This is a genomic window from Pseudomonas sp. 14P_8.1_Bac3, from assembly GCF_025466085.1.
GTDB lineage: Bacteria > Pseudomonadota > Gammaproteobacteria > Pseudomonadales > Pseudomonadaceae > Aquipseudomonas.
The window spans coordinates 20,244-43,900 of the sequence record NZ_JANLOD010000047.1; the positions used below are offsets into that span (position 1 = coordinate 20,244).

The 23,657-nt window shown below is 59.3% G+C and carries 23 protein-coding genes and 1 other RNA gene; 17 read left to right on the forward strand and 7 right to left on the reverse strand.

Going from position 1 to position 23,657, the window contains the following annotated elements; genetic code table 11:
- Positions 1–34: 34 nt before the first annotated feature.
- Together NTD84_RS12250 and NTD84_RS12255 are read right to left on the reverse strand one after the other, a co-directional pair.
- Positions 35–1,990 (reverse strand): flavin monoamine oxidase family protein, encoded by a 1,956-nt coding sequence (locus NTD84_RS12250; protein ID WP_262165660.1) that lies wholly within the window; start codon positions 1,988–1,990, stop codon positions 35–37.
- Positions 1,991–2,126: 136 nt separating this feature from the next.
- Entirely contained in the window at positions 2,127–3,023 is an 897-nt protein-coding gene (locus NTD84_RS12255) for a GlxA family transcriptional regulator (RefSeq protein ID WP_262165896.1), read from the reverse strand.
- A 244-nt stretch (positions 3,024–3,267) separates the two neighbouring features.
- Between NTD84_RS12255 and NTD84_RS12260 the strand changes: the two genes are divergently transcribed.
- Positions 3,268–4,404 (forward strand): acyl-CoA dehydrogenase family protein, encoded by a 1,137-nt coding sequence (locus tag NTD84_RS12260; RefSeq protein WP_262165662.1) that lies wholly within the window; start codon positions 3,268–3,270, stop codon positions 4,402–4,404.
- A gap of 264 nt (positions 4,405–4,668) precedes the next feature.
- Here the strand turns inward: NTD84_RS12260 and NTD84_RS12265 are convergent, their stop codons facing one another.
- Complete coding sequence (locus NTD84_RS12265; RefSeq protein ID WP_262165664.1) at positions 4,669–5,709, reverse strand: NADP(H)-dependent aldo-keto reductase; 1,041 nt, start codon at positions 5,707–5,709, stop codon at positions 4,669–4,671.
- A 245-nt stretch (positions 5,710–5,954) separates the two neighbouring features.
- Between NTD84_RS12265 and rplM the strand changes: the two genes are divergently transcribed.
- From rplM to NTD84_RS12300, 7 genes are all read left to right on the forward strand, one after another.
- Complete coding sequence (gene rplM, locus NTD84_RS12270) at positions 5,955–6,383, forward strand: 50S ribosomal protein L13 (protein WP_007905295.1); 429 nt, start codon at positions 5,955–5,957, stop codon at positions 6,381–6,383.
- A 14-nt stretch (positions 6,384–6,397) separates the two neighbouring features.
- Positions 6,398–6,790, forward strand: a complete 393-nt coding sequence (gene rpsI, locus NTD84_RS12275; RefSeq protein ID WP_003205364.1) for a 30S ribosomal protein S9 — start codon at positions 6,398–6,400, stop codon at positions 6,788–6,790.
- A gap of 268 nt (positions 6,791–7,058) precedes the next feature.
- A complete protein-coding gene (gene petA, locus NTD84_RS12280; protein ID WP_007905300.1) occupies positions 7,059–7,652 on the forward strand; it encodes a ubiquinol-cytochrome c reductase iron-sulfur subunit in 594 nt (197 codons plus the stop codon).
- Complete coding sequence (locus NTD84_RS12285; RefSeq protein ID WP_262165670.1) at positions 7,652–8,863, forward strand: cytochrome b; 1,212 nt, start codon at positions 7,652–7,654, stop codon at positions 8,861–8,863. Before petA ends, NTD84_RS12285 begins: the two co-directional genes overlap by 1 nt.
- On the forward strand, positions 8,863–9,645 hold the full coding sequence (locus NTD84_RS12290) for a cytochrome c1 (RefSeq protein WP_262165673.1): 783 nt from the start codon (positions 8,863–8,865) through the stop codon (positions 9,643–9,645). The genes NTD84_RS12285 and NTD84_RS12290 overlap by 1 nt, the downstream gene beginning before the upstream one ends.
- A 150-nt stretch (positions 9,646–9,795) precedes the next feature.
- A complete protein-coding gene (locus NTD84_RS12295; RefSeq protein WP_262165676.1) occupies positions 9,796–10,413 on the forward strand; it encodes a glutathione S-transferase N-terminal domain-containing protein in 618 nt (205 codons plus the stop codon).
- Positions 10,414–10,429: 16 nt separating this feature from the next.
- Positions 10,430–10,843, forward strand: a complete 414-nt coding sequence (locus tag NTD84_RS12300; protein WP_262165678.1) for a ClpXP protease specificity-enhancing factor — start codon at positions 10,430–10,432, stop codon at positions 10,841–10,843.
- 167 nt (positions 10,844–11,010) lie between these two features.
- On the opposite strand, the gene NTD84_RS12305 is transcribed toward NTD84_RS12300, so the two are convergent.
- The 4 genes from NTD84_RS12305 to NTD84_RS12320 all read right to left on the reverse strand — a co-directional run bounded on the left by NTD84_RS12305 (position 11,011) and on the right by NTD84_RS12320 (position 14,457).
- Complete coding sequence (locus NTD84_RS12305) at positions 11,011–11,589, reverse strand: BON domain-containing protein (RefSeq protein ID WP_262165681.1); 579 nt, start codon at positions 11,587–11,589, stop codon at positions 11,011–11,013.
- A complete protein-coding gene (locus tag NTD84_RS12310) occupies positions 11,586–12,179 on the reverse strand; it encodes a phosphoheptose isomerase (RefSeq protein ID WP_008025961.1) in 594 nt (197 codons plus the stop codon). The genes NTD84_RS12305 and NTD84_RS12310 overlap by 4 nt, the downstream gene beginning before the upstream one ends.
- 104 nt (positions 12,180–12,283) lie before the next feature.
- Positions 12,284–12,646: a YraN family protein gene (locus NTD84_RS12315; protein WP_262165899.1), complete on the reverse strand. Its 363-nt coding sequence runs from the start codon at positions 12,644–12,646 to the stop codon at positions 12,284–12,286.
- Positions 12,646–14,457: a penicillin-binding protein activator gene (locus NTD84_RS12320; protein WP_262165685.1), complete on the reverse strand. Its 1,812-nt coding sequence runs from the start codon at positions 14,455–14,457 to the stop codon at positions 12,646–12,648. Before NTD84_RS12320 ends, NTD84_RS12315 begins: the two co-directional genes overlap by 1 nt.
- 176 nt (positions 14,458–14,633) lie before the next feature.
- Between NTD84_RS12320 and rsmI the strand changes: the two genes are divergently transcribed.
- The 9 genes from rsmI to mraY all read left to right on the forward strand — a co-directional run bounded on the left by rsmI (position 14,634) and on the right by mraY (position 23,657).
- Positions 14,634–15,539, forward strand: a complete 906-nt coding sequence (gene rsmI, locus NTD84_RS12325; RefSeq protein WP_262165688.1) for a 16S rRNA (cytidine(1402)-2'-O)-methyltransferase — start codon at positions 14,634–14,636, stop codon at positions 15,537–15,539.
- Positions 15,540–15,614: 75 nt separating this feature from the next.
- An RNA gene (gene rnpB, locus NTD84_RS12330) (RNase P RNA component class A) lies at positions 15,615–15,968 on the forward strand.
- Between the two features lie 355 nt (positions 15,969–16,323).
- Positions 16,324–16,779, forward strand: coding sequence for a division/cell wall cluster transcriptional repressor MraZ (mraZ, locus tag NTD84_RS12335; RefSeq protein WP_003205355.1), 456 nt, complete (start codon positions 16,324–16,326; stop codon positions 16,777–16,779).
- Entirely contained in the window at positions 16,776–17,723 is a 948-nt protein-coding gene (gene rsmH / locus NTD84_RS12340) for a 16S rRNA (cytosine(1402)-N(4))-methyltransferase RsmH (RefSeq protein ID WP_392891182.1), read from the forward strand. Before mraZ ends, rsmH begins: the two co-directional genes overlap by 4 nt.
- On the forward strand, positions 17,720–18,013 hold the full coding sequence (gene ftsL, locus NTD84_RS12345) for a cell division protein FtsL (RefSeq protein WP_262165692.1): 294 nt from the start codon (positions 17,720–17,722) through the stop codon (positions 18,011–18,013). The genes rsmH and ftsL overlap by 4 nt, the downstream gene beginning before the upstream one ends.
- On the forward strand, positions 18,013–19,752 hold the full coding sequence (locus tag NTD84_RS12350) for a peptidoglycan D,D-transpeptidase FtsI family protein (protein WP_262165905.1): 1,740 nt from the start codon (positions 18,013–18,015) through the stop codon (positions 19,750–19,752). The genes ftsL and NTD84_RS12350 overlap by 1 nt, the downstream gene beginning before the upstream one ends.
- Positions 19,752–21,215: a UDP-N-acetylmuramoyl-L-alanyl-D-glutamate--2,6-diaminopimelate ligase gene (locus NTD84_RS12355; RefSeq protein WP_262165696.1), complete on the forward strand. Its 1,464-nt coding sequence runs from the start codon at positions 19,752–19,754 to the stop codon at positions 21,213–21,215. The genes NTD84_RS12350 and NTD84_RS12355 overlap by 1 nt, the downstream gene beginning before the upstream one ends.
- Positions 21,208–22,575, forward strand: a complete 1,368-nt coding sequence (gene murF, locus NTD84_RS12360) for a UDP-N-acetylmuramoyl-tripeptide--D-alanyl-D-alanine ligase (RefSeq protein WP_262165698.1) — start codon at positions 21,208–21,210, stop codon at positions 22,573–22,575. Before NTD84_RS12355 ends, murF begins: the two co-directional genes overlap by 8 nt.
- Entirely contained in the window at positions 22,575–23,657 is a 1,083-nt protein-coding gene (gene mraY / locus NTD84_RS12365; RefSeq protein WP_262165700.1) for a phospho-N-acetylmuramoyl-pentapeptide-transferase, read from the forward strand. Before murF ends, mraY begins: the two co-directional genes overlap by 1 nt.

The window sequence follows — 23,657 nt, forward strand, 5'->3', positions numbered from 1 at the left end:
CCAGTGCCAGCACGAGGCGTGCAGGGCGCTGGCGTCAGGTTTGTCGGACGTTGGGCTGGTAGTGCGGATAGTCATTCATGGAAAACCCGCCGTTAAACGTTGCGTGGGTTTTGCTGCAGATGTGAATGACCGCATCCACGGCACCGCGAAAGCAGGGTTCCGTCCAGCCGGCATCCACGGAAAATGATTCACCAGAAAAATACAGGCCTGAAACATGGGCGAAATCCCGGTTGTACTTCATCAATCCCACGGCTTCGTAATAGGTGCCGGGCCGATATAACTTTGCACAGCCCAGCGCATTTTTATCGGTGATCCAGCGCTGGACCACCGCATGTTCAAGCGCAATGTATGGCGAGATTTTTTCCCGGATGTTGGTGGCGTTCATGAGGATGCGATCCAGTTCATTGGCGCACCGAGTCACCAGTTCCTTGTCGCTGAATGAGGCAAGCTTGGTGGCATCGTCTTCCCAGGTGTAACTCAGAAGGATGCAGTCATAACTGTAATGATCGTTGTAGCGATAGGTGTAGACATCGTGGATAAAACTGTCGGTGACGATGGCTTGAGGAATGTTGGTGTTTTTTGAAAGAAACGATTTTTTCAAGGGCGCGAAAACCTTGCAGCTGGTTTCCCAGTGTGCGGTTTTATAGGCATTGATCGTCTCGAAAGGCAGCATCTGCGCTGTGAAGCTTTCCAGGGTGATCCGGGTTTCGATCAGCCACGACGGCAGCGTCATGATGACCGAATCGAAGTCGGCGAAGCGTTCCCGGGCTTCCTCGGGTTGGCTGTGTTTCCAAGTGAAGTAAACGCGGATTTTCTGGTTGCTCAGTTTTCTGAGCCTGGTAACGGACGCATCGGTCAAGAGGCCGGTATTTCGTTCGTGGCTGTGTTCGTAGACCGATTTTCCGGTCTCGGCGGTTTTCATGAACATCAGGCATTCGTCCAGCGCGGCGAGCCCAATGTAGCGGGGCGGATCGAACGTCAGTCCCGCCGAGTCGAAAACGGCTTCATTGTTGAGGTAGGGCGAATCCAGTGGATCACCGTTTGAGTCGACCCGGCCATGGATCAACTGCAGTTGGCTGCTGAAACCAAAGATGGCAGTGCGTAGCGGATACAGGCAGCAAACGTCGTAAAAGGCGCCCCAGCTGCCGTCACCGATACCGATCGCATAGAAAATCGCCGACTCCTCTGTGGACATCCCCATGCCGCCAAAGTCGCCGGGCGAGCGTTCATCCCAGGCGTCCAGGGCCGCCATACTGACCAGATCGCGAAATGAAACCCGTTGGTATTTTTTGACGATGGCCGCCCACATCGCCTCCCATTGCGAGCTCGCGTAAACCTCGGCGACATGATCGGTCATGCGGTCGGCGAAGGTTTTCCATCTGGCATAGACCTTCTGCAGTGCCTCGCCAGGGGGCGGGGTCAAGCCATCCGCGTTTTTCCAAATCAGCATGTGCGGTGCCGGTTCGCCGCTGAGGCTGCCTTCTCGCAGATAGATGCCGGTCGAGCTGACCCATTGGCTACCGGGGTTGGCGAAGTCTGAAAATGCCAGGTCGAACGTCTGGGCGTAGTGGGCCATGAGTGACCGCCCTTCGGTCGGCGACTCGTCGGCGCGATTGAAGAAGGGCATGCGCATTGCGCCCATCTCGAACGGTGTGTGGCTCCGCGTGGAGTGTCGGCTGCCGGGGACGGTCAGGTGTCGGCCACCGATGCGTCGGGCTTGTTCGATGAGGGAAATCTGGGTAAAGCCGCACCGATAAAGTTCTCTGGCCGCTGTCAGTCCAGTAACGCCGGCGCCGATGATGCAGATGCTGTGTTGTAAGTCGGTTGCCTTGGCAATGCCGTTTTCTTGCTCCACCAGCGCTCTGTAGTCAAAGCAGAGATCTGGCGGATTGGGAAAGCGTCCAACCCATTTATTGTCAGCCGAACGCTTGGTTCGAACGGCATCGCGGGCAATGGAGGAGGGGTAGTCGTAGCTTGATCCAATAGTCACTGTTCATCTTCCCTGATGGAATTGCGAGGGAAGATGTTGAGGTATTAAACGGGCCGTGTATGTGAGTAAAGTCCGGGGCTACGCTGTTCCGTCTTCGGTTTTTCGCGTGGGAAAACAGACGTTGAGGCCCGACCGTTCAAGCCGCCTGCTGAAACTGCTGCCGATACTGGTTCGGCGACAATTCCGTGTGCTGGCGGAACAGCCGTGCAAAGAAGCTGGCGTCGTCATAGCCGACTTCATAGCTGATGGTCTTGATGCTTTTACGACTGCCGGACAGCAAGCCCTTGGCGGTTTCGATGCGCAGGCGTTGCAGGTAATGCAGTGGCTTGTCGCCGGTGGCGGTCTGGAAGCGGCGCATGAAGTTGCGGATGCTCATGCCGTGTTCGCGGGCAACGTCTTCGAAGCGGAACTTGTCGGCGAAATGTTCTTCGAGCCAGTGCTGGATCTGCAGGATGATCACGTCCTGATGCAGCTTCTGCCCGCCGAAACCGATACGGCCCGGCGCGTAGCTGCGTTGCACTTCATAGAGAATGTCGCGGGCCACGGCCTGGGCGACGTTGGCGCCGCAGAAGCGCTCGATCAGGTAGATGTAGAGGTCGCACGCCGAGGTGGTGCCGCCGGCGCAATACAGGTTGTCGGCGTCGGTCAGGTGCTTGTCTTGATTGAGATAGACCCGCGGGAAGCGTTCGGCGAAGGCATTGAAGAAACGCCAGTAGGTGGTCGCTTCCTTGCCGTTGAGCAGCCCGGCTTCGGCGAGCCAGAACACGCCGGTGGCTTCGCCGCAGAGCACCGCGCCACGCGCGTGTTGCTGGCGCAGCCACGGCATCACCTGTGGATAACGCTGGCACAGGGTTTCGAAATCGTCCCAGAACGCCGGGAGAATAATGATATCGGCGTTTTCCAGGCCGCCGTCCACCGGCATGATCACATCGCTGAAGCTGTTCACTGGTTGGCCGTCGGGGCTGACCAGTCGCGTTTCGAACGCTGGCGTCAGGCCGTGGCCCAGTTGTTTGCCATAGCGCAGGCTGGCCAAATGGAAGAAATCCTTGGCTTGCATGAGGGTGGAAGCGAAAACCCGGTCGATCGCCAGGATGCTGACGCGCCGCAAGGGCGTGGAGGCTTGGTTAGACATAATTCAACTTTATTCTTATAGGGGAAAGTGGTCACCAGACGGCTGGATCGTCTTATTTTTTGTCTGATGTGTCCAGTGTCCTGTGTCGAACGCGCGGCTTAGTCTCTGATGGTCTACTCCCCCCAACAATAACGACAGGTGCCGCATGATTCCCAGAACCTTGTTCAGCTCCGAGCACGAACTTTTTCGTGACAGCGTGCGAACGTTCCTCGAAAAAGAGGCCGTGCCATTTCATGCGCAATGGGAGAAACAAGGCTATATAGACCGTCAACTCTGGAACAAGGCAGGGGAGGCGGGCATGCTCTGTTCGCACCTGCCGGAAGAATATGGCGGGCTGGGAGCGGACTTCCTCTACAGCGCGGTGGTCATCGAAGAGGTCGGCCGGCTTGGCCTGACCGGCATTGGTTTTTCTCTGCATTCCGACATTGTTGCGCCGTACATCCTGCATTACGGCAGCGAAGCCCTGAAGCACAAATACCTGCCGAAACTGGTGTCCGGCGAGATGGTCACTGCGATTGCCATGACCGAGCCGGGCGCCGGTTCCGACCTGCAAGGGGTGAAGACCACCGCGGTGCTGGATGGCGACGACTACGTGATCAACGGCTCGAAGACCTTCATCACCAATGGCTATCTCGCGGACCTGGTGATCGTCGTGGCCAAGACCGATCCGAAGGCGGGCGCAAAGGGCACCAGTCTGTTTCTGGTCGAGGCCGACACGCCGGGTTTTGCCAAGGGCAAGCGTCTGGAAAAGGTCGGCATGAAGGCGCAGGACACCTCGGAGCTGTTCTTCCAGGACGTTCGCGTGCCCAAGGAAAATTTGCTGGGGCAGGCGGGAATGGGCTTCGCCTATCTGATGCAGGAACTGCCGCAGGAGCGCCTGACGGTCGCCATCGGCGGGCTGGCGTCGGCGGAAGCCGCGCTGCAATGGACGCTGGAATATACCCGCGAGCGCAAGGCGTTCGGCAAGGCGATTGCCGACTTCCAGAACACCCGATTCAAGCTGGCGGAGATGGCCACCGAGATTCAGATTGGCCGGGTTTTCGTCGATCGCTGCCTGGAATTGCACCTGCAAGGCAAGCTCGATGTGCCGACTGCAGCGATGGCCAAGTATTGGGGGACCGACCTGCAATGCAAGGTGCTCGACGAGTGCGTGCAATTGCATGGCGGCTATGGGTTCATGTGGGAGTACCCGATTGCCCGGGCCTGGGCGGATGCGCGGGTGCAGCGGATTTATGCGGGCACCAATGAAATCATGAAGGAGATTATTGCGCGGTCCCTTTGATTTCTCGGCGTCTGCGCGGGCCTCTTCGCGGGCAAGCCCGCTCCCACTGGGAATTGTGGTGCGCTCAGATTCAGGCGCGCCACACATCCTTGTGGCAGCGGGCTTGCTCGCGATAGCGGTGGGTCAATCATCATCGATGTTGGAGGTGATGGCCTCATCGCTGGCAGGCCAGCTCCCACCGGGATCTATGGCGAGCTCAGGATTCCGGCTCGATACCAATCCACTGCAGGAGCGGGCTTGCCCGCGACGGGATTTCAGGAACAATCAAGGCGCCGGATTCGGATGATCCTTGTGAATCGCCTCGATCCCCGCCAGCACTTCATCGGAAAGTTTCAGCTCGAAGCTGGCGATGTTGCTGTCCAGTTGCTCCAGCGTCGTCGCGCCGATGATGTTGCTGGTCACGAACGGCTGCTGCGTGACAAACGCCAGCGCCATCTGCGCCGGATCAAGCCCGTGTTCCCGGGCCAATGCCACATAGCGGCTGCACGCGGCTTCCGACTGTGGATTGAAATAGCGGCTGAAGCGGCTGTAGAGGCTCAGACGACCTTTCGGCGGACGAGCGCCACCTTCGTACTTGCCCGACAGGAAACCGAACGCCAGCGGCGAATAGGCGAGCAGGCCGCACTGTTCGCGGATGGCGATTTCCGCCAGGCCAACCTCGAAGCTGCGGTTCAGCAGGTTGTACGGGTTCTGGATCGATACCGCGCGTGACCAGCCCCGGGCTTCGGCCAGCGCCAGGAAACGCATGGTGCCCCACGGTGTTTCGTTGGACAGGCCGATGTGACGGATCTTGCCGGCCCTGACCTGTTCGTCCAGTGCTTCCAGGGTGTCTTCCAGCGGCGTCAGGTTGGCTTCGGTCTGGTGCTTGTAGCCGAGCTGGCCGAAGAAGTTGGTGCTGCGCTCCGGCCAGTGCAACTGGTAGAGGTCGATGTAGTCGGTCTGCAGGCGCTTGAGGCTCGCGTCCACGGCTTCGGTGATGTGCTGGCGGTTGTGCCGCAGGTTTTTATCGCGGATGTAGTCGATGGTGTTGCCGGGGCCGGCGATCTTGCTGGCCAGGATCCAGTCGGCGCGATCGCCGCGGCTTTTGAAGTAGTTGCCGATGTAACGCTCGGTGGTGGCGTAGGTTTCGGCCTTGGGCGGCACCGGGTACATCTCGGCGGTGTCGATGAAATTGATCCCGGCGCTTTTGGCCCGTTCAATCTGGGCGAAGGCTTCAGCTTCGCTGTTTTGCTCGCCCCAGGTCATGGTTCCGAGGCAGATGGCGCTCACGTTCAGATTGGTTCGGCCTAGCTGGCGATAGTCCATCGGGTGCTCCTTGGGCAAAACAATCATAAAAGCAGGTTGAAATATTTTTCGCAATCTGCATAATTGCGCACCTCTTTCTGCAGTGGAAGTGATGCGCCGCCGCCGAAGAATCTTGCCGTTGAACGGACGCGCCGACCCGAGCCCCCGAAAGCGTCTGTATCCGGCTGCCTTTGACTTGTCAAAGTACGCACTATTCAGTAAGATCCGCCGTCTAATTTACAGGGCGGCCCCTGAGGCTATAAAGAATGAAAACTTTTACTGCTAAACCGGAAACAGTACAGCGCGACTGGTTTGTCGTCGACGCTGCAGGTCAGACCCTGGGTCGTCTGGCCACCGAAATCGCGAGCCGTCTGCGTGGCAAGCATAAAGCTGAGTACACTCCTCACGTTGACACCGGCGACTACATCGTCGTTATCAATGCCGAGCAGATTCGTGTAACCGGTGCTAAAACCACCGACAAAATCTACTACTCCCACTCCGGTTTCCCGGGCGGCATCAAGTCGATCAACTTCGAAAAGCTGATCGCTAAAGCCCCTGAGCGCGTGATCGAGACCGCGGTCAAAGGCATGCTGCCTAAGAACCCGCTGGGTCGCGACATGTATCGTAAGCTGAAAGTCTATGCGGGCGCTGTACACCCTCATACTGCTCAGCAGCCCCAAGAACTGAAGTTTTAACGGAATAGTTCATTATGTCGGCGACTCAAAATTACGGCACTGGCCGTCGCAAGACCGCAACCGCACGCGTTTTCCTGCGTCCGGGCACTGGTAACATCTCCATCAACAACCGTTCGCTGGATAATTTCTTCGGCCGCGAAACTGCCCGCATGGTAGTTCGTCAGCCGCTGGAATTGACTGAGACTGTCGAGAAGTTCGACATCTACGTCACCGTGATCGGCGGTGGTGTAAGTGGTCAAGCTGGCGCAATCCGCCACGGTATCACTCGCGCTCTGATGGACTACGACGAAACCCTGCGTGGCGCTCTGCGCAAAGCTGGCTTCGTTACTCGCGACGCTCGTGAAGTTGAACGTAAGAAAGTCGGTCTGCGTAAAGCGCGTAAGCGTCCGCAGTACTCGAAGCGTTAATTCGCTTTCTCGTTCAAAAAAGAACGCCCAGTTTCCTCACGGAGCTGGGCGTTTTTTTATGCGCGCGATTTATTAAAGAATTGCTCTGTGACAACTTGCCACAGCCGTAGAGGCCCTATACTGCAAGGCTTGGCAGTGGGGCCCTTCGGTAATTACCTTGTCAGAATTGGGGCTTTTCATTACCATTCGGCAAAATTTTTATAAGTACATAGATTTACTTAGTAGATGCCTGATTTAACAGGCCACAAAGCTGATGGGAGAGGACTGAATGAGCAATGACGGCGTGAATGCAGGCCGGCGTCGCTTCTTGGTAGCAGCCACATCCGTGGTGGGTGCTGCAGGAGCGGTGGGGGCTGCGGTCCCGTTCGTGGGGTCATGGTTTCCCAGTGCCAAGGCGAAAGCCGCAGGTGCACCGGTGAAAGTGAATGTCAGCAAAATCGAACCAGGCCAGCAGATGATTGCTGAGTGGCGCGGTCAGCCGGTGTTCATCGTCCGCCGTACCGAGGAAATCCTGGGGAATCTGAAAAAGATCGAGGGCCAGTTGTCTGACCCGACCTCCAAGAACTCGACTCAACCGACGTATGTCGACCCGGAAACACGATCGATCAAGCCAGAGGTTCTGCTGCTGATCGGTATCTGCACACACCTCGGTTGCTCGCCGACCTTCCGCCCAGAAGTGGCACCTGCGGATCTGGGCAAGGATTGGGTAGGTGGTTATTTCTGCCCTTGCCACGGCTCCCACTACGATTTGGCTGGCCGCGTCTACAAGTCGCAACCTGCGCCTTTGAACCTGCCAGTTCCCCCGCATTCCTATGAGACCGATGACATCATTGTCATTGGCGTCGATACGGAGAAAGCGTGATGAGCAAGTTCATGGATTGGGTTGATGCGCGCTTTCCCGCGACCAAAATGTGGGAAGACCATCTCAGCAAGTACTACGCCCCGAAGAACTTCAACTTCTTCTATTTCTTTGGTTCCCTCGCGCTGCTCGTTCTGGTCAACCAGATCGTCACCGGTGTCTGGCTGACCATGAGCTACACCCCGTCGGCGGAAGAAGCCTTTGCCTCCGTCGAATACATCATGCGCGACGTCGAGTACGGCTCGATCCTGCGTCTGCTGCACTCCACCGGCGCTTCGGCGTTCTTCATCGTGGTCTATCTGCACATGTTCCGCGGCCTGCTCTACGGTTCGTACCAGAAACCGCGTGAGCTGGTGTGGGTCTTCGGCATGCTGATCTATCTGGCGCTGATGGCGGAAGCCTTCATGGGCTATCTGCTGCCGTGGGGCCAGATGTCCTACTGGGGCGCCCAGGTGATCATCTCGCTGTTCGGTGCGATCCCGGTCATCGGTAACGACCTGACCCAGTGGATCCGTGGTGACTACCTGATTTCGGGTATTACCCTGAACCGCTTCTTCGCCTTGCACGTGGTGGCCTTGCCGATCGTGATTCTCGGTCTGGTGGTGCTGCACGTTCTGGCGCTGCACGAGGTCGGCTCGAACAACCCGGACGGCGTGGACATCAAGAAACACAAAGACGAAAACGGCGTACCGCTGGACGGCATTGCTTTCCACCCGTACTACACCGTGAAAGATATCGTCGGCGTGGTGGTGTTCCTGTTCATCTTCTGCTCCATCGTGTTCTTCTTCCCGGAAATGGGCGGCTATTTCCTCGAGAAGCCGAACTTTGAAGTGGCGAACGCCTTCAAGACCCCTGAACACATTGCCCCGGTCTGGTACTTCACCCCGTTCTACGCGATCTTGCGCGCGGTTCCGGACAAGCTCCTGGGCGTTATCGCCATGGGTGCGGCCATCGCTGTCCTGTTCGTCCTGCCATGGCTCGACCGTAGTCCGGTCAAGTCGATGCGCTACAAGGGCTGGTTGAGCAAGATCTGGCTCTGGGTGTTCTGCATCTCGTTCGTGATCCTGGGTGTACTGGGCGTACTGGCTCCAACTCCTGAGCGGACGTTGCTGTCGCAGGTGTGTACGTTCCTGTACTTCGCCTACTTCATTCTGATGCCGTTCTACACCAGGCTCGAGAAGACCAAACCGGTTCCGGAAAGGGTGACTGGCTGATGAAAAAGCTATTTGCTGTACTGATTCTTGCTGCTTTGCCTGTCCTGTCCTTCGCGGCTGAACACGGTGGTCCAGAACTGGAAAAGGTCGATATCGACGTTTCCGACAAGGCTGCCATGCAGGATGGCGCACGTACCTTCGCCAACTACTGCATGGGCTGCCACAGCGCCAAGTTCCAGCGCTACGAGCGCGTGGCCGACGACCTGGGTATTCCCCATGACCTGATGCTGTCGAAGCTGGTGTTCACCGGGGCCAAGATCGGCGACCACATGAGCATCGGCATGCAGCCGGCTGACGCCAAGACCTGGTTCGGTGCCGCGCCGCCTGACCTGACCCTGGTGGCCCGTGTTCGTGGCACCGACTGGCTTTATGGCTACCTGAAGTCGTTCTACGAAGACCCGTCGCGCCCTTGGGGTGTGAACAACAAGGTCTTCCCGAACGTCGGCATGCCAAACGTTCTGGTGGGCCTGCAAGGTCGCCAGGTCATCGGTTGCAAACAGGTGCAGATCGTCGAAGACGGCAAGAAGCAATATGATCCGCTGACCGGTACCGCGCTGACTCATGAAGCGTGCGATCAGATGACCATCGTGCCGAAAAGCGGTGCCCTGACCGAAGAGCAGTTCGATGAGAAGGTCAAGAATCTGGTAACCTTCCTCGCTTACTCGGCTAACCCGGTTAAGTTGCAACATCAGCGCATTGGTACCTACGTCCTGCTGTACCTGGCGTTCTTCTTCGTATTCGCTTATCTGCTGAAGCGCGAATACTGGAAAGATGTGCACTGATTAAGTTTCAAGCAATTGCTGTTAATCGCGCGCGCCCAAGGGCGTCTCTGAACGTGTAACGAGCCTGATCATTCAGGCGTTACGGGAGACGCCCTCTGGGCGCGCTCGTTTTTCCGCTTCCGATAATTTCAACAAGCGAGGAGGACCGCCATGGGCGTGACCAATCGGTTGGCCTGTTACTCCGACCCCGCCGACCACTATTCCCACCGAGTGCGCATCGTACTTGCAGAGAAGGGTGTAAGCGCCGAGATCATTTACGTGGAAGCTGGCCGCCAGCCGCCTAAACTGATTGAGGTGAACCCTTACGGAAGCCTGCCTACCCTGGTCGATCGTGACCTGGCGTTGTGGGAGTCGACCGTGGTGATGGAATATCTGGATGAGCGTTACCCGCATCCGCCTTTGCTGCCGGTTTATCCAGTGGCGCGTGCCAATAGCCGTCTGCTGATTCATCGTATTCAGCGTGACTGGTGTGGCCTGGTGGATCTGATCCTGGATCCCCGGAGCAAGGAAGCAGCCCGTGTCGTTGCTCGTAAAGAGCTGCGCGAAAGCCTGACCGGTGTGTCGCCGTTGTTCGCCGACAAGCCGTTTTTCCTCAGCGAGGAACAAAGTCTGGTGGATTGCTGCCTATTACCAATACTCTGGCGCTTGCCGATTCTGGGTATTGAACTGCCGCGGCCAGCCAAGCCGCTGCTTGATTATATGGAGCGCTCGTTTGCGCGTGAGGCTTTCCAGGCGAGTCTGTCTGGCGTCGAACGCGATATGCGCTAAGGCTTAAGGAGCCGCTATGAACTCCAGTCGACCTTATCTGGTCCGCGCGCTCTACGAGTGGATTGTGGATAACGATTGCACCCCGCACATGCTGGTCAATTCCGAATATCCGTCGGTGCAGGTGCCACAAGGTTTCGCCAGTGACGGACAGATTGTCCTGAACGTATCGCCGGCCGCCGTGCGTCATCTGCACATGGACAACGAAGCGGTCAGCTTCGAAGGGCGCTTCGGTGGTGTGCCGCACACCCTGTACGTGCCTATCGCTTCGATCCTGGGCATCTACGCTCGGGAGAATGGGCAGGGCATGGTGTTCGATCTGGAATCGCCTATGGAAGACGAGGACGAGATCGAGCCGGATGATGATGTTCCGCCACCCGATAGCGAACCGCCGCGACCCAGCGGTCGACCCAGTTTGAAAGTGGTGAAGTAATAAAAAAGGCGATCCGAAAGGATCGCCTTTTTTTGTGCCTGCTCCCTGTAGGAGCGAGCATGTTCGCGATGGTCGTCAACGATAACGCTGGCTATCTGGATGCCCGCGGTGTCTGGGCTACCATCGCGAGCATGCTCGCTCCTACAGGGGGGGGGCAGGGACCGTGTTCAGTCGATGTATTCGAACAGCTTCACAATCTTTTGTACCCCGGAAACGCCTTGCACCAGGTTGGTGGCCTGGGCCGCTTCCTGCTTGGTCAACAAGCCCAGCAGATAGACGATGCCGTTCTCAGTGACCACCTTGATGCGCGTGCCCGGGATGCTCGGGTCGGTGAGCATCTGGGTCTTGATCTTGGAAGTCAGCCAGGTGTCATTCTGGCGGGCGAGGAAGCCCGATGGTGGCAGCACCTGAAGTTCGTTGTGCACCTTCTTCACGCGCTGAACGGCGGCGGCGGCTTGCTCGGCCTTGGCCTTCAGGTCTTCACGCGGAGTTTGTCCGGCGAGCAGCACGATACCGTTGTAGCTGGTAACGACGATGTGCGAATCGTTATCCAGGGCCGGATCGGCCTTGGCAATGTTCACACCCACCTTGGTGTCGATCAGTGAGTCGTCGATCTTGCTGCCCAAGGTACGCGTGCCGCGGTCATCATCGATCGGCGCTTCACGGCTGGCGTTAACCACCGAGGTGCAGCCGCTGATGCCAAGGCACAGGGTCAAGGCCAGAAGGCCTAAGCGATTAGGGGTCATTCTTCACTCCCGAACAGTTGGCTGTCGATCAAGTCGCAAAGGCAATGGATCGCCAGCAGGTGGACTTCCTGAATACGTGCAGTGACGTTGGCCGGTACGCGAATCTCGACGTCCTCGGGTAATAGCAGCGACGCCATGCCGCCGCCATCACGTCCCGTCAATGCTACGACAATCATTTCGCGATCATGTGCGGCCTGGATCGCCTGAATTATGTTGGCCGAGTTGCCGCTGGTGGAAATCGCCAGCAAGACATCGCCCGGCTGGCCAAGGGCGCGGATCTGTTTGGAAAAGATTTCGTTGTAGCTGTAGTCGTTGGCGATCGAGGTGATCGTCGAGCTGTCGGTGGTCAGTGCGATGGCCGGCAGGCTCGGACGCTCGCGCTCGAAGCGGTTGAGCAGCTCGGATGAGAAGTGCTGGGCGTCGCCGGCAGAGCCGCCGTTCCCGCAGGACAGCATTTTGCCCTCGTTGAGCAGGGCGTTGACCATGACCTGGCTGGCTTGCTCGATGTGCGGTGCAAGTACGTCCATCGCCATTTGCTTGGTGTCGATACTGGCCTGAAAAAGCTGGCGAATTCGGGATTGCATGTCCATCTGTGTGACCTTAATTAGCGCGGCTACTGGGCACATGAATGTGCAGCCCGCAACGCAAAGAGCAAAATTGTCGGGTGGAAGTGTCCGGTTCGGGACGCACGCGATCAGCTGTCGAAGGCATTCTTCAGCCAGTTCAACTGATCGTGGTCGCTGTCGATGGCAACCACGTCGAAACGGCAAGGGGAATTGGCCCAACGCGACTCGCGCTGAAGAAAATACTGCGCGGCAAATATCAGTTTCTGCCGTTTGCGCTCATCGATGCTAGCGAGCGCGCCACCCCATTGAGTGTTTTTTCTGTAGCGAACTTCAACGAATACTACTGTATCGCCATCAAGCATGACCAGATCAAGCTCGCCCCGTTTACATAACCAGTTCTGCGCCAGCAGGCGCAGACCCTGTCGTTGCAGATGCTCGAGCGCATGGCGCTCGGCATCTTTACCGCTTTGCTGGCGTGACCTGTCCGGCATCAGTGCGGGGTGTCCGGCAGGCGTTGAACCTGACCGTTGACGAACTGTGCCCATGGCAACTGGCGTACGACGCGTTGGTTCTGGCTCATCCCCAGGCTGCCCGATTGGCCTTCGATGCGGCTGTCCGGCAAGGCCTTGAGTTGCCCCAGGCGCGGCGCCAGGCGGTAAGCGTCGACGCCCATCGCATACAAGCGGCCCAGGCTGCCGCCCGCTTGCGGCCATTGCGCAGTCACTTGCTTGCGCAGCGGATCGTTGGCATCCAGCAACCATGGGGTTTCGCAGAAGCGAATGCCGTTCATGTCGTTGTACTGGTTGACGTCGCCGCTGGCACTGAACACATGGGACGTGGCGTAAACCGGCACGTCACCCGCGTACTGGAAGTTCAGGGTCGGCTTGATCTGTTGGGCTTGCTGAGGCGTGGCGGCGAGGAAGATGAACTCGATGTCCTGGCGACGCGACGGCTGGGCGGCGACTTGCGAACCCACCGTGCTTTGCAGGCTCTTGGCGCGGCCTTCGCTCTGGCGCAGCTGGAACATGTCGGCAATCTGCTGGGCCAGTTGCACCGGCTGATCAACCCGTTCGGTGGCGACGACGGTGCCGCCGTTGGCTTGCCAGTCCTGGCTGAACGCCCGGAGGACGCGGTCGCCCCATTCGCCTTTCGGCACCATGATCGCGGCGCGATGCAGGCCATCGGCGCGGGCGCGACGGGACACTTCGCGGGCTTCGTCTTCTGCGGCCAGACCGAACTGGAACAGCTGCGCCGGACCTTGTTCGCCTTCGCTGTAGTTCAGCGCCAGGGTGGTGATCGGCAGTTGCGGGCGAGCGCTGAGTTGTTTGACCAGTGGCTTCTCCAGCGGACCGACGACCAGTTGCACGCCATCGGCTTGAGCCTTGCGATAGAACTCGTCCATCGAGGTCAGGCGCGAGCTGTCATAGAACTCGATGGCTGGCGGCTTCTGACCGGCCTGTTGGGCCTGGTAGTGAGCGGCGATGAAGCCTTCGCGCAGCGCTTTGCCGACCGATGCCAGCGGGCCGTCCTGCGGCAGCAGCAGGGCGATCTTGCCCAGGGGCTGGCTGGCCAGTTCCTTGAGTTTGGTCAATGGCAACGGCAGCTGGATGGCGGCCGGGTGTTTCGGGTTCTGGGCGCGCCAGTTGTCAATCGCGGCTTGCTGCTGTTCCAGGGTGCCGGCGGTTTTCACGGCCAGCGCCAGGCCCATCCAGCCACCGAGGTCGTCGTTGGTGGTCGGTTGCAGTTGATCGGTTGGCAGCGAAGCGACCAAGGTCCAGATCGCTTCATGGTTTTTGGCTGCCGCATCACCGCTGAGCATTGGCGCGATGAAAATGCGTTCGCGCGCTGCTGCGAGGGTCTGGCCATCGGCCTCAAGGGCGCGAGCGTGCACGGTGCCGGTGCGAACCTGTTGCTCGACTGGCAGCTCGCCCAGGCGTTGCAGGCTCGGATGGCTCAAGGCGGTTAGCGCGGCTTTCGGTTGATTGCGGACCATGGCCAGTTCAGCGGCCAAGGTACTGGCGAAGACTTGTTGGCCGGGCTTGAGCTGTTCGACCGGCACTTGTTGCAGGATTTGCGCGGATTGACCGGCATTGCCCTGGTGATAAGCGAGGTCGGCGGCGCTCAGGCGAAGGAGCGCGGCTTGTTCTGGCGTTTTGGCTTTGGCGGCTTGATCGAGCAGTTGCTCGATACTGGCATCCGGGGTCCGTGGAAGTTCGCCAAGGCTGGAAGAGGGCGAGCTGGCGCAAGCGGCCAGCAACGCAGCGAGGCAGAGGGCAGTGAACAGCCGCAGGCAAGCGATCATGTAGTGTTCCTGATACTCGATCAAATTAGCGTGGAATTGTACCCAAGCACTGGCCGGGGCGCGATGTTACTGGCGTGAATCGATCAATTTAGCTCGTGCAAATGTTGCAGCGCTGCACAAAGGGCTGAAAAAACCGGCCTTGCTTGCGCGTATCGAAAGCATCGCCACGCGCTACAATGTCGGCTTTTACCGATCATGAGGTGTGCGCTTTGACTGCTCCAGGTGCTTTGAATTCCGCTGCTGGCTCGCTTTATGTGGTGGCGACGCCCATCGGCAACCTGGACGATATCAGTGCACGAGCGCTGAAAATCCTGCGCGAGGTGGCCTTGATCGCCGCCGAAGACACCCGCCACTCCCAGCGCTTGATGCAGCATTTCGGCATTCCCACGCCGTTGGCGGCCTGCCATGAACATAATGAACGGGATGAAGGTAGCCGGTTTATTACTCGCCTGCTGGCTGGCGACGACGTGGCGCTGATCTCCGATGCCGGGACGCCGCTGATTTCCGATCCGGGTTATCACTTGGTCCGCCAGGCGCGCGCGGCGGGTATCAATGTGGTGCCGGTTCCTGGCGCCTGTGCATTGATCGCGGCATTGTCGGCAGCGGGCCTGCCGTCCGACCGTTTTATCTTCGAAGGCTTCCTGCCGGCCAAGGCCGTCGGTCGGCGTGCGCGTCTGGAGCTGGTAAAGGAAGAGCCGCGCACGTTGATTTTTTATGAAGCGCCGCACCGTATCCTGGAATGCCTGCAAGACATGGAGCTGGTCTTCGGTCCTGAGCGTCCGGCGTTGCTGGCACGGGAACTGACCAAAACCTTTGAAACCCTCAAGGGCCTGCCATTGGCCGAGTTGCGCGAGTTCGTCGAGTCGGACAGCAATCAACAGCGCGGCGAGTGCGTGGTCCTGGTCGCCGGCTGGTCGGCGCCCGAGACGGAAGACGCGGTCAGCAGTGAAGCGATGCGCATCCTCAACTTGCTGCTGGAAGAGATGCCGCTCAAACGTGCCGCGGCGTTGGCTGCGCAAATTACCGGTGAGCGCAAGAATGTGCTTTATCAAGTTGCGCTGGATAAGCAGAAGGGCGAATAAAACCCGACGTGCAACAGCGGCTTAAGGCGTTTAGCGCTTGTTCTTCAAGCGCTCTGCCGTTAACCTTCGCGGCGGAGAGTCGATCGGACAGTCGCTGCCCTCTATGAAAATTAGGGGGGGGAGGAAAGTCCGGGCTCCATAGGGCGAAGTGCCAGGTAATGCCTGGGAGGCGTGAGCCTACGGAAAGTGCCACAGAAAATAACCGCCTAAGCGCTTCGGCGCCGGTAAGGGTGAAAAGGTGCGGTAAGAGCGCACCGCACGTCTGGCAACAGTTCGTGGCTAGGTAAACCCCACTTGGAGCAAGACCAAATAGGGTCCCAAGGCGTGGCCCGCGCTGGGACCGGGTAGGTTGCTAAAGATGTCCAGTGATGGCCATCGTAGACGAATGACTGTTCAAGACAGAACCCGGCTTACAGATCGACTCTCCACCTTTTTCTCCTCCTTGTTTGAAGCATTGAACAGGGCGTTCGTAATGGCAGTTTCCCTCCTTGTAAAATCAGTCACAGAACCTCCTTTGTAATACCGAAAAAATCTTACTCTTAATAAATCACTTTAACTTCCGGACGCAGTTTCCTGTGCTTGTTCGAGTTATTGGTCGGATTCGTCTGTCAGATTCTGGTTACCCCTCCGGATACGCTCCTAAATCTCAGTTCTGTAAGGGTTTTCCTTTGCTCCGCGCCTTGACGGTGCGGTGGCCGCATTCCTATAGTGTGCGCAAGTGGCGGAAAGTGGCACGAAGTGGGTTTTTTGAGCGCAAAACGCTAATATTTGGAGAAACGCTGACGTGTTTCGCGGAGCTAACGCTATCAGTCTCGACGCAAAGGGCCGTCTCGCCATGCCGAGCCGGTACCGTGACGAGCTCGTTTCGCGTAGTTCCGGTCAGTTGATCGTCACAATTGATGCCGTTGATCCGTGTTTGTGTGTTTACCCCCTCGATGAGTGGGAAATTATTGAAACCAAACTGCGCGCACTGCCTTCGCTTCGCGAAGAGAACCGCCGCCTGCAACGTTTACTGATTGGTAATGCCGTCGACCTCGAGCTCGATGGCAGTGGTCGTTTCCTGGTTCCGCCGCGTCTTCGCGAATATGCCAAGTTGGATAAGCGCGCAATGCTGGTAGGCCAACTGAACAAGTTCCAGTTATGGGACGAGGATGCCTGGAATGCGGTTTCTGCCGCTGACCTGGCTGCTATTCAACAACCGGGCGCGATGCCTGATGAACTGCGTGATTTGATCCTGTGACTATTGATAGCGGCTTTAACCACATCACCGTACTGCTTGACGAAGCCGTCGAGGCTCTCGCCGTACGTCCTGATGGCTGCTATCTGGATGGCACGTTCGGGCGCGGCGGGCACAGCCGGTTGATCCTCAGTCAGCTCGGTCCCGACGGTCGGTTGCTCGGATTCGACAAGGATCCTCAAGCGATTGCCACCGGGCAGACGCTAGCGGCCGAAGACGGCCGCTTTGTCGTTGTGCAGCGCAGCTTTGCCGAGCTCGGTTCGGAAGTCGCCGAACGCGGTCTGGCCGGCAAGGTCAGCGGCGTTTTGCTCGACCTCGGCGTGTCCTCGCCGCAGCTCGACGACCCTGAGCGCGGTTTCAGTTTCCTCAACGACGGTCCGCTGGACATGCGCATGGACCCGTCCCGCGGGATCAGTGCAGCCGAATTCGTCAACACCGCGCCGGTGGAAGAGATCGCCCGGGTGTTCAAGGAATATGGCGAGGAACGTTTCTCCGGGCGCATGGCCCGTGCCGTGGCCGAGCGCCGCGACATCAAGCCGTTCGAACGCACCGGCGACCTGGCTGAAGTTTTGAAAGTCGCCAACCCGGCGTGGGAGAAGGGCAAGAACCCGGCGACCCGTGCGTTCCAGGGCCTGCGTATTCACGTCAACAACGAACTGGGCGATCTGGAAGCCGGTCTCGAAGCCGCACTGGAAAGCCTGGAAATCGGCGGTCGGCTGGTGGTCATCAGCTTCCATTCCCTGGAAGACCGTATCGTCAAACTGTTCATGCGCAAGCTGGTGAAAGGCGAAGCCGACAACCTGCCGCGCAACCTGCCGGTTCGCCACGTCGCGTTCGAACCGAAAATCAAAGTCCATGGCAAAGCGCAGTCCGCCTCCGAGGCCGAACTCAAAGCCAACCCGCGTTCCCGTAGCGCCGTCATGCGCGTCGCGGAGAAGCTGCGGTGAGCAAGCTTTTCGCCAAGCCACTTCCCGGCGGAAGCTTTTTCATGCTGCTGCTGTTTGTTGCCGTGCTCGTATCGGCCATCGGCGTTTCGTACAGCGCCCACTGGAACCGCCAGTTGTTGAACTCGCTGTACAACGAATTGAGCGTGCGCGACAAGGCGCAGGCCGAGTGGGGTCGCTTGATTCTCGAGCAGAGCACCTGGACCGCCCACAGCCGTATCGAAGTCCTGGCTACTGAACAACTGAAGATGCACATTCCCGGTGCCGCTGACGTGAAGATGGTGGCGCCATGATGAAACTCGAAGGCGCGCTCTTCCCATGGCGATTCCGCCTGGTTCTGGGTTTGCTTGGCGTCATGGTGGCGGCGATCTGCTGGCGAATCATCGACCTGCAAGTCGTCGACCGTGCCTTCCTCAAAGGCCAGGGCGATGCGCGCAGTGTTCGTCACATTCCTATTCCGGCGCACCGTGGCCTGATCACCGACCGTAACGGCGAGCCTTTGGCCGTCAGTACCCCGGTCACCACCCTGTGGGCCAACGCCAAGGAAATGCAGCTGGCTAAAGAGAAGTGGCCGGCACTGGCCGCCGCCTTGGGGCAGGATCCGAAAGCCCTGGCTGAACGTCTCGAAGCCCAGGCCAACAAAGAATTCATTTACCTGGTGCGCGGGCTGACCCCCGAGCAAGGCCAGTCCGTGCTCGACCTGAAAGTACCGGGCGTCTACGGCATCGAAGAATTCCGCCGCTTCTATCCCGCCGGCGAAGTGACGGCGCACATGGTTGGCTTTACCGACATCGACGACCATGGTCGTGAAGGGGTCGAACTGGCCTATGACGAATGGCTCGCCGGTGTGCCCGGCAAGCGGCAGGTCATCAAGGACCGGCGCGGACGACTTATCAAAGATGTTCAGGTGACCAAAAACGCCAAGGCCGGCAAGCCCTTGGCGTTGTCCATTGACCTGCGTCTGCAATACCTGGCCAACCGCGAGCTGCGTAACGCGATCATCGAAAACGGTGCCAAGGCCGGCAGCCTCGTGATCATGGACGTGAAGACCGGCGAGATCCTCGCCATGGTCAACCAGCCGACCTACAACCCGAACAACCGGCGCAACCTGCAGCCGGCGATGATGCGTAACCGCGCAATGATCGACGTGTTCGAGCCGGGTTCGACGATGAAAGCGATCTCGATGAGCGCCGCGATCGAGACCGGCCGCTGGAAACCGAGCGACACCGTCGAGGTGTACCCGGGCTCCTTGCAGATTGGCAAGTACACCATCAAGGACGTGTCCAAGACTGAAGGTCCGGTGCTCGACCTGACCGGCATTCTGATCAATTCCAGTAACGTCGGCATGAGCAAGGTCGCGTTCGATATCGGCGGCGAAACCATTTTCCGCCTCGCGCAGAAGGTCGGCCTCGGCCAGGACACCGGCCTCGGCTTCCCGGGCGAGCGCGTGGGCAACCTGCCGAACTACCGCGAATGGCGCAAGGCCGAAACCGCCACGCTGTCCTATGGCTATGGCATTTCCGTGACCGCGATCCAGTTGGTCCACGCCTTCTCGGCCCTGGCCAACAACGGTCGCCTCGCGCCGCTGACCCTGATCAAAACCGACAAGGCACCGCAAACCACGCAAGTGCTGCCGGAAGCGGTCGCGAAAACCATGCAAGGCATGCTGACCCAGGTGATCGAGGCCCCGCGCGGAGTATTCCGTGCACAGGTGCCGGCGTATCACGTGGCCGGCAAGTCGGGTACTGCGCGTAAAACATCGGTGGGTACCAAGGGCTATGCCGAAAACTCGTACCGCTCGCTGTTCGCCGGTTTCGGCCCGATGAGCGATCCGCGTTATGCCATCGTGGTGGTGATCGACGAACCGAGCAAGGCTGGCTACTTTGGTGGTCTGGTGTCGGCGCCGGTGTTCAGCAAAGTGATGTCCGGGACCTTGCGCCTGATGAACATCACGCCGGACAACCTGCCGCCGACGCAACAGGCCAACGCAGCCCCGGTCGTTCCACTGAAAGCCAATGGAGGGCGCGGCTGATGTCTCTTAGCCTGAACAAGATTTTCGCCCACGCTGGCCGCGATCTGTTGATCCGTGAATTGGCCCTCGACAGCCGTAACGTGCGGGCGGGCGATCTGTTTCTTGCCGTCCCGGGTGGCCGCTTCGACGGTCGCGCGCACATTGCCGACGCCTTGCAGCGCGGTGCGGCGGCAGTGGCTTATGAAGTGGAAGGCGCGACCGTGTTGCCGATCACCGATGTGCCGCTGATTCCGGTCAAAGGCCTGGCTGCGCAACTGTCGGATATTGCCGGGCGTTTTTACGGTGACCCGAGCCGCCACTTGAATCTGGTCGGCGTGACCGGCACCAACGGCAAGACCAGCGTGACCCAACTGGTGGCTCAAGCCCTGGATTTGCTCGGCCAGCATTGCGGCATCGTCGGCACGCTGGGCTCCGGTTTCTACGGCGCACTGGAAAGCGGCCTGCACACCACGCCGAACCCGATCGCGGTGCAAGCGACCCTGGCCGACCTGAAAAAGGCCGGTGCCAAGGCCGTGGCCATGGAAGTATCGTCCCATGGCCTGGATCAAGGCCGCGTTACCGCGCTGGCGTTCAATGTGGCGGTGATGACCAACCTGTCCCGCGATCACCTGGATTACCACGGCACCATGCAAGCCTACGGCGAAGCCAAGGCCAAGCTGTTTGCCTGGAACGATCTCAAGTGCAGGGTGGTGAACCTCGATGACGATTTCGGCCGGCAACTGGCCGCCGAAAAACGTGAGTCGCGCCTCATTACTTACAGTTTGCTCGACAGCAGCGCCTACCTGTTCTGCCGCGAAGCGCAATTCGACGACGAAGGCGTGCGCGCCACGCTGGTCACGCCTCAGGGCGAGCACCATCTGCGCAGCGCCTTGCTCGGCCGCTTCAACCTCAGCAACGTACTGGCCGCGGTCGGCGCCTTGCTCGGTCTCGACTACGCGCTGGACGAAATCCTCAAGGTCCTGCCAAAACTCGAAGGCCCGGCCGGACGCATGCAGCGTCTCGGCGGCGGCACGCAACCGTTGGTGGTGGTCGATTACGCCCATACCCCGGATGCCCTGGAAAAAGTGTTGATGGCCCTGCGTCCGCACGCCAAAGGCCGGTTGTTGTGCCTGTTCGGTTGCGGCGGCGATCGCGATCGCGGCAAGCGTCCCCTGATGGCGGAAGTGGTCGAACGTCTGGCCGATGGCGTGCTGGTCACCGATGACAATCCGCGCACCGAAGACCCGGCCGTGATCTTCGATGACATCCGCGCCGGTTTCACCGATGTGGACAAAGTCACCTTCGTTGCCGGCCGTGGCAAGGCGATTGCCCAACTAATTGCAGGCGCTTCGGTGGATGACGTGATTGTCCTGGCCGGCAAAGGTCACGAGGACTATCAGGAAATCAACGGCCAGCGCCATGACTTCTCTGATCTGGTCGAGGCTGATCACGCCTTGACCGCGTGGGAGGTGGCCCATGCTTAAGAACTGGAAATTGAGCGAGCTGACCGGGGCCTTGAATGGCCAATTGAACGTGGCCGATGCCACATTTAATGGCGTCAGCATCGACAGCCGTGCGATCAAGCCCGGGCAGCTGTTCATTGCCCTGACCGGTCCGCGTTTCGATGGCCATGATTATTTGAACGACGTGGCCAACAAAGGCGCCGTGGGTGCCTTGGTCGAGCGCGAAGTCGCCGACAGCGCCTTGCCGCAACTGGTGGTCAAGGATGCCCGTCAGGCCTTGGGCCAACTGGGTGCGATGAACCGTGCGGCGTTCACCCATCCGGTTGCCGCCATCACCGGTTCCAGCGGCAAGACCACGGTCAAGGAAATGCTCGCGAGCATCCTGCGCACTCGTGGTCCGGTGCTGGCGACCCGTGGCAACCTGAACAATGACCTCGGCGTGCCGCTGACCCTGCTCGAACTCGCGCCGGAACATACCGCCGCCGTGATCGAACTCGGTGCCTCGCGCCTCGGCGAAATTGCCTACACCGTCGGCATGACCAAGCCTCATGTGGCCGTGCTCAACAACGCCGGGACCGCCCATGTCGGCGAGTTCGGCGGGCCGGACAAAATCGTCGAGGCCAAGGGCGAGATTATCGAAGGGCTGGACGCCAATGGCGTCGCCGTTCTGAATCTTGACGACAAGGCCTTCGACATCTGGAAGACCCGTGCCGCCGGTCGCAAAGTGCTGACGTTCGCCTTGAGCAACGTCAGCGCCGACTTCCATGCCAGCGACCTGGATCGCGATGCCCGTGGCTGCCCGGCGTTCAACCTGCACAGCCCCGACGGTGTGGAGCGCGTTCAATTGAACCTGCTCGGCACCCATAACGTGGCCAACGCCATGGCCGCTGCTGCGGCCGCGCATGCCTTGGGCGTGTCGCTGTTCGGCATTGCCACGGGCCTTGGCGCGGTGCAGCCGGTCAAGGGTCGCACCGTCGCGCAACTGGCCAGCAATGGCATGCGCGTAATCGATGACACGTACAACGCGAACCCCACCTCCATGTGCGCCGCCGTTGATATACTCGCCGGCTTTTCCGGCCGCACCGTTCTGGTGCTCGGGGATATCGGCGAACTCGGCGACTGGGCGGAGCAGGGTCACCGCGACGTGGGCGCGTACGCCCGTGGCAAGGTTTCCGCGCTCTATGCCGTGGGTCCGCTGATGACCCACGCCGTGAACGCGTTCGGCGAGCAGGCTTTTCACTTCAGCACCCAGGCTGAACTGATCAAGGCCCTTGGCGCCGAGCAAGACACAAACACCACCATTTTGATCAAGGGCTCGCGCAGCGCAGCGATGGAAAACATCGTCGCCGCTTTGTGCGGGGCCAGTCCGGAGAAACATTAATGCTGCTGCTGCTAGCGGAGTATCTGCAACAGTTCTACAAAGGCTTCGCGGTCTTCCAGTACCTGACCCTGCGCGGGATTCTCGGTGTGCTGACCGCGCTGGTCTTGTCGCTGTGCTATGGCCCGTGGATGATCCGCACCCTGCAGAACCGTCAGATCGGCCAGTCCGTTCGTAACGATGGTCCGCAATCGCACCTGTCGAAATCCGGCACCCCGACCATGGGTGGCGCGCTGATCCTGTCGTCCATCGGTGTCAGTACCTTGCTCTGGGCTGACCTGAGCAATCGCTATGTCTGGGTCGTGCTGCTGGTGACCCTGCTGTTCGGTGCCATCGGCTGGGTCGATGACTATCGCAAGGTGATCGAGAAAAACTCCAAAGGTCTTCCGAGCCGCTGGAAATACTTCTGGCAGTCGGTGTTCGGCCTGGCCGCAGCGATCTTCCTGTACAAGACCGCTGCAACGCCGGTGGAAACCACGCTGATCCTGCCGATGCTCAAGGACTACAGCATTCCGCTGGGCGCGGGTTTCATCGTGCTGACCTATTTCGTCATCGTCGGTTCGAGCAACGCGGTCAACCTGACCGACGGCCTCGACGGCCTGGCGATCATGCCGACCGTGATGGTGGGCGGTGGCCTGGGGATTTTCTGCTACCTGTCGGGTAACGTGAAATTCGCCGAATACCTGCTGATCCCTTACGTGCCGGGCGCCGGTGAACTGATCGTGTTCTGCGGCGCGCTGATCGGTGCGGGCCTTGGCTTCCTCTGGTTCAACACCTACCCGGCGCAAGTCTTCATGGGTGACGTCGGCGCGCTGGCGCTGGGCGCGGCCCTGGGCACCATCGCCGTGATCGTCCGTCAGGAAATCGTCCTGTTCATCATGGGCGGCGTGTTCGTGATGGAAACCCTGTCAGTCGTCATTCAGGTTGCCTCCTTTAAGCTGACCGGTCGCCGTGTGTTCCGCATGGCACCGATTCACCACCACTTTGAACTCAAGGGCTGGCCCGAGCCGCGTGTGATCGTCCGTTTCTGGATCATCACCGTGATTCTCGTATTGGTCGGCCTTGCCACCCTGAAGCTGAGGTAG

Coding starts and splice junctions, on each gene's coding strand:
- murF (WP_262165698.1), top strand. CDS start 21,208: ATGCTTAAGAACTGGAAATTGAGCGAGCTGACCGGGGCCTTGAATGGC.
- NTD84_RS12320 (WP_262165685.1), bottom strand. CDS start 14,457: ATGATCGCTTGCCTGCGGCTGTTCACTGCCCTCTGCCTCGCTGCGTTG.
- NTD84_RS12260 (WP_262165662.1), top strand. CDS start 3,268: ATGATTCCCAGAACCTTGTTCAGCTCCGAGCACGAACTTTTTCGTGAC.
- NTD84_RS12350 (WP_262165905.1), top strand. CDS start 18,013: ATGAAACTCGAAGGCGCGCTCTTCCCATGGCGATTCCGCCTGGTTCTG.
- NTD84_RS12290 (WP_262165673.1), top strand. CDS start 8,863: ATGAAAAAGCTATTTGCTGTACTGATTCTTGCTGCTTTGCCTGTCCTG.
- rsmI (WP_262165688.1), top strand. CDS start 14,634: ATGTCGGCTTTTACCGATCATGAGGTGTGCGCTTTGACTGCTCCAGGT.
- NTD84_RS12285 (WP_262165670.1), top strand. CDS start 7,652: ATGAGCAAGTTCATGGATTGGGTTGATGCGCGCTTTCCCGCGACCAAA.
- NTD84_RS12265 (WP_262165664.1), bottom strand. CDS start 5,709: ATGGACTATCGCCAGCTAGGCCGAACCAATCTGAACGTGAGCGCCATC.
- NTD84_RS12315 (WP_262165899.1), bottom strand. CDS start 12,646: ATGCCGGACAGGTCACGCCAGCAAAGCGGTAAAGATGCCGAGCGCCAT.
- rplM (WP_007905295.1), top strand. CDS start 5,955: ATGAAAACTTTTACTGCTAAACCGGAAACAGTACAGCGCGACTGGTTT.
- NTD84_RS12295 (WP_262165676.1), top strand. CDS start 9,796: ATGGGCGTGACCAATCGGTTGGCCTGTTACTCCGACCCCGCCGACCAC.
- NTD84_RS12300 (WP_262165678.1), top strand. CDS start 10,430: ATGAACTCCAGTCGACCTTATCTGGTCCGCGCGCTCTACGAGTGGATT.
- NTD84_RS12310 (WP_008025961.1), bottom strand. CDS start 12,179: ATGGACATGCAATCCCGAATTCGCCAGCTTTTTCAGGCCAGTATCGAC.
- rpsI (WP_003205364.1), top strand. CDS start 6,398: ATGTCGGCGACTCAAAATTACGGCACTGGCCGTCGCAAGACCGCAACC.
- petA (WP_007905300.1), top strand. CDS start 7,059: ATGAGCAATGACGGCGTGAATGCAGGCCGGCGTCGCTTCTTGGTAGCA.
- NTD84_RS12355 (WP_262165696.1), top strand. CDS start 19,752: ATGTCTCTTAGCCTGAACAAGATTTTCGCCCACGCTGGCCGCGATCTG.
- mraY (WP_262165700.1), top strand. CDS start 22,575: ATGCTGCTGCTGCTAGCGGAGTATCTGCAACAGTTCTACAAAGGCTTC.
- NTD84_RS12305 (WP_262165681.1), bottom strand. CDS start 11,589: ATGACCCCTAATCGCTTAGGCCTTCTGGCCTTGACCCTGTGCCTTGGC.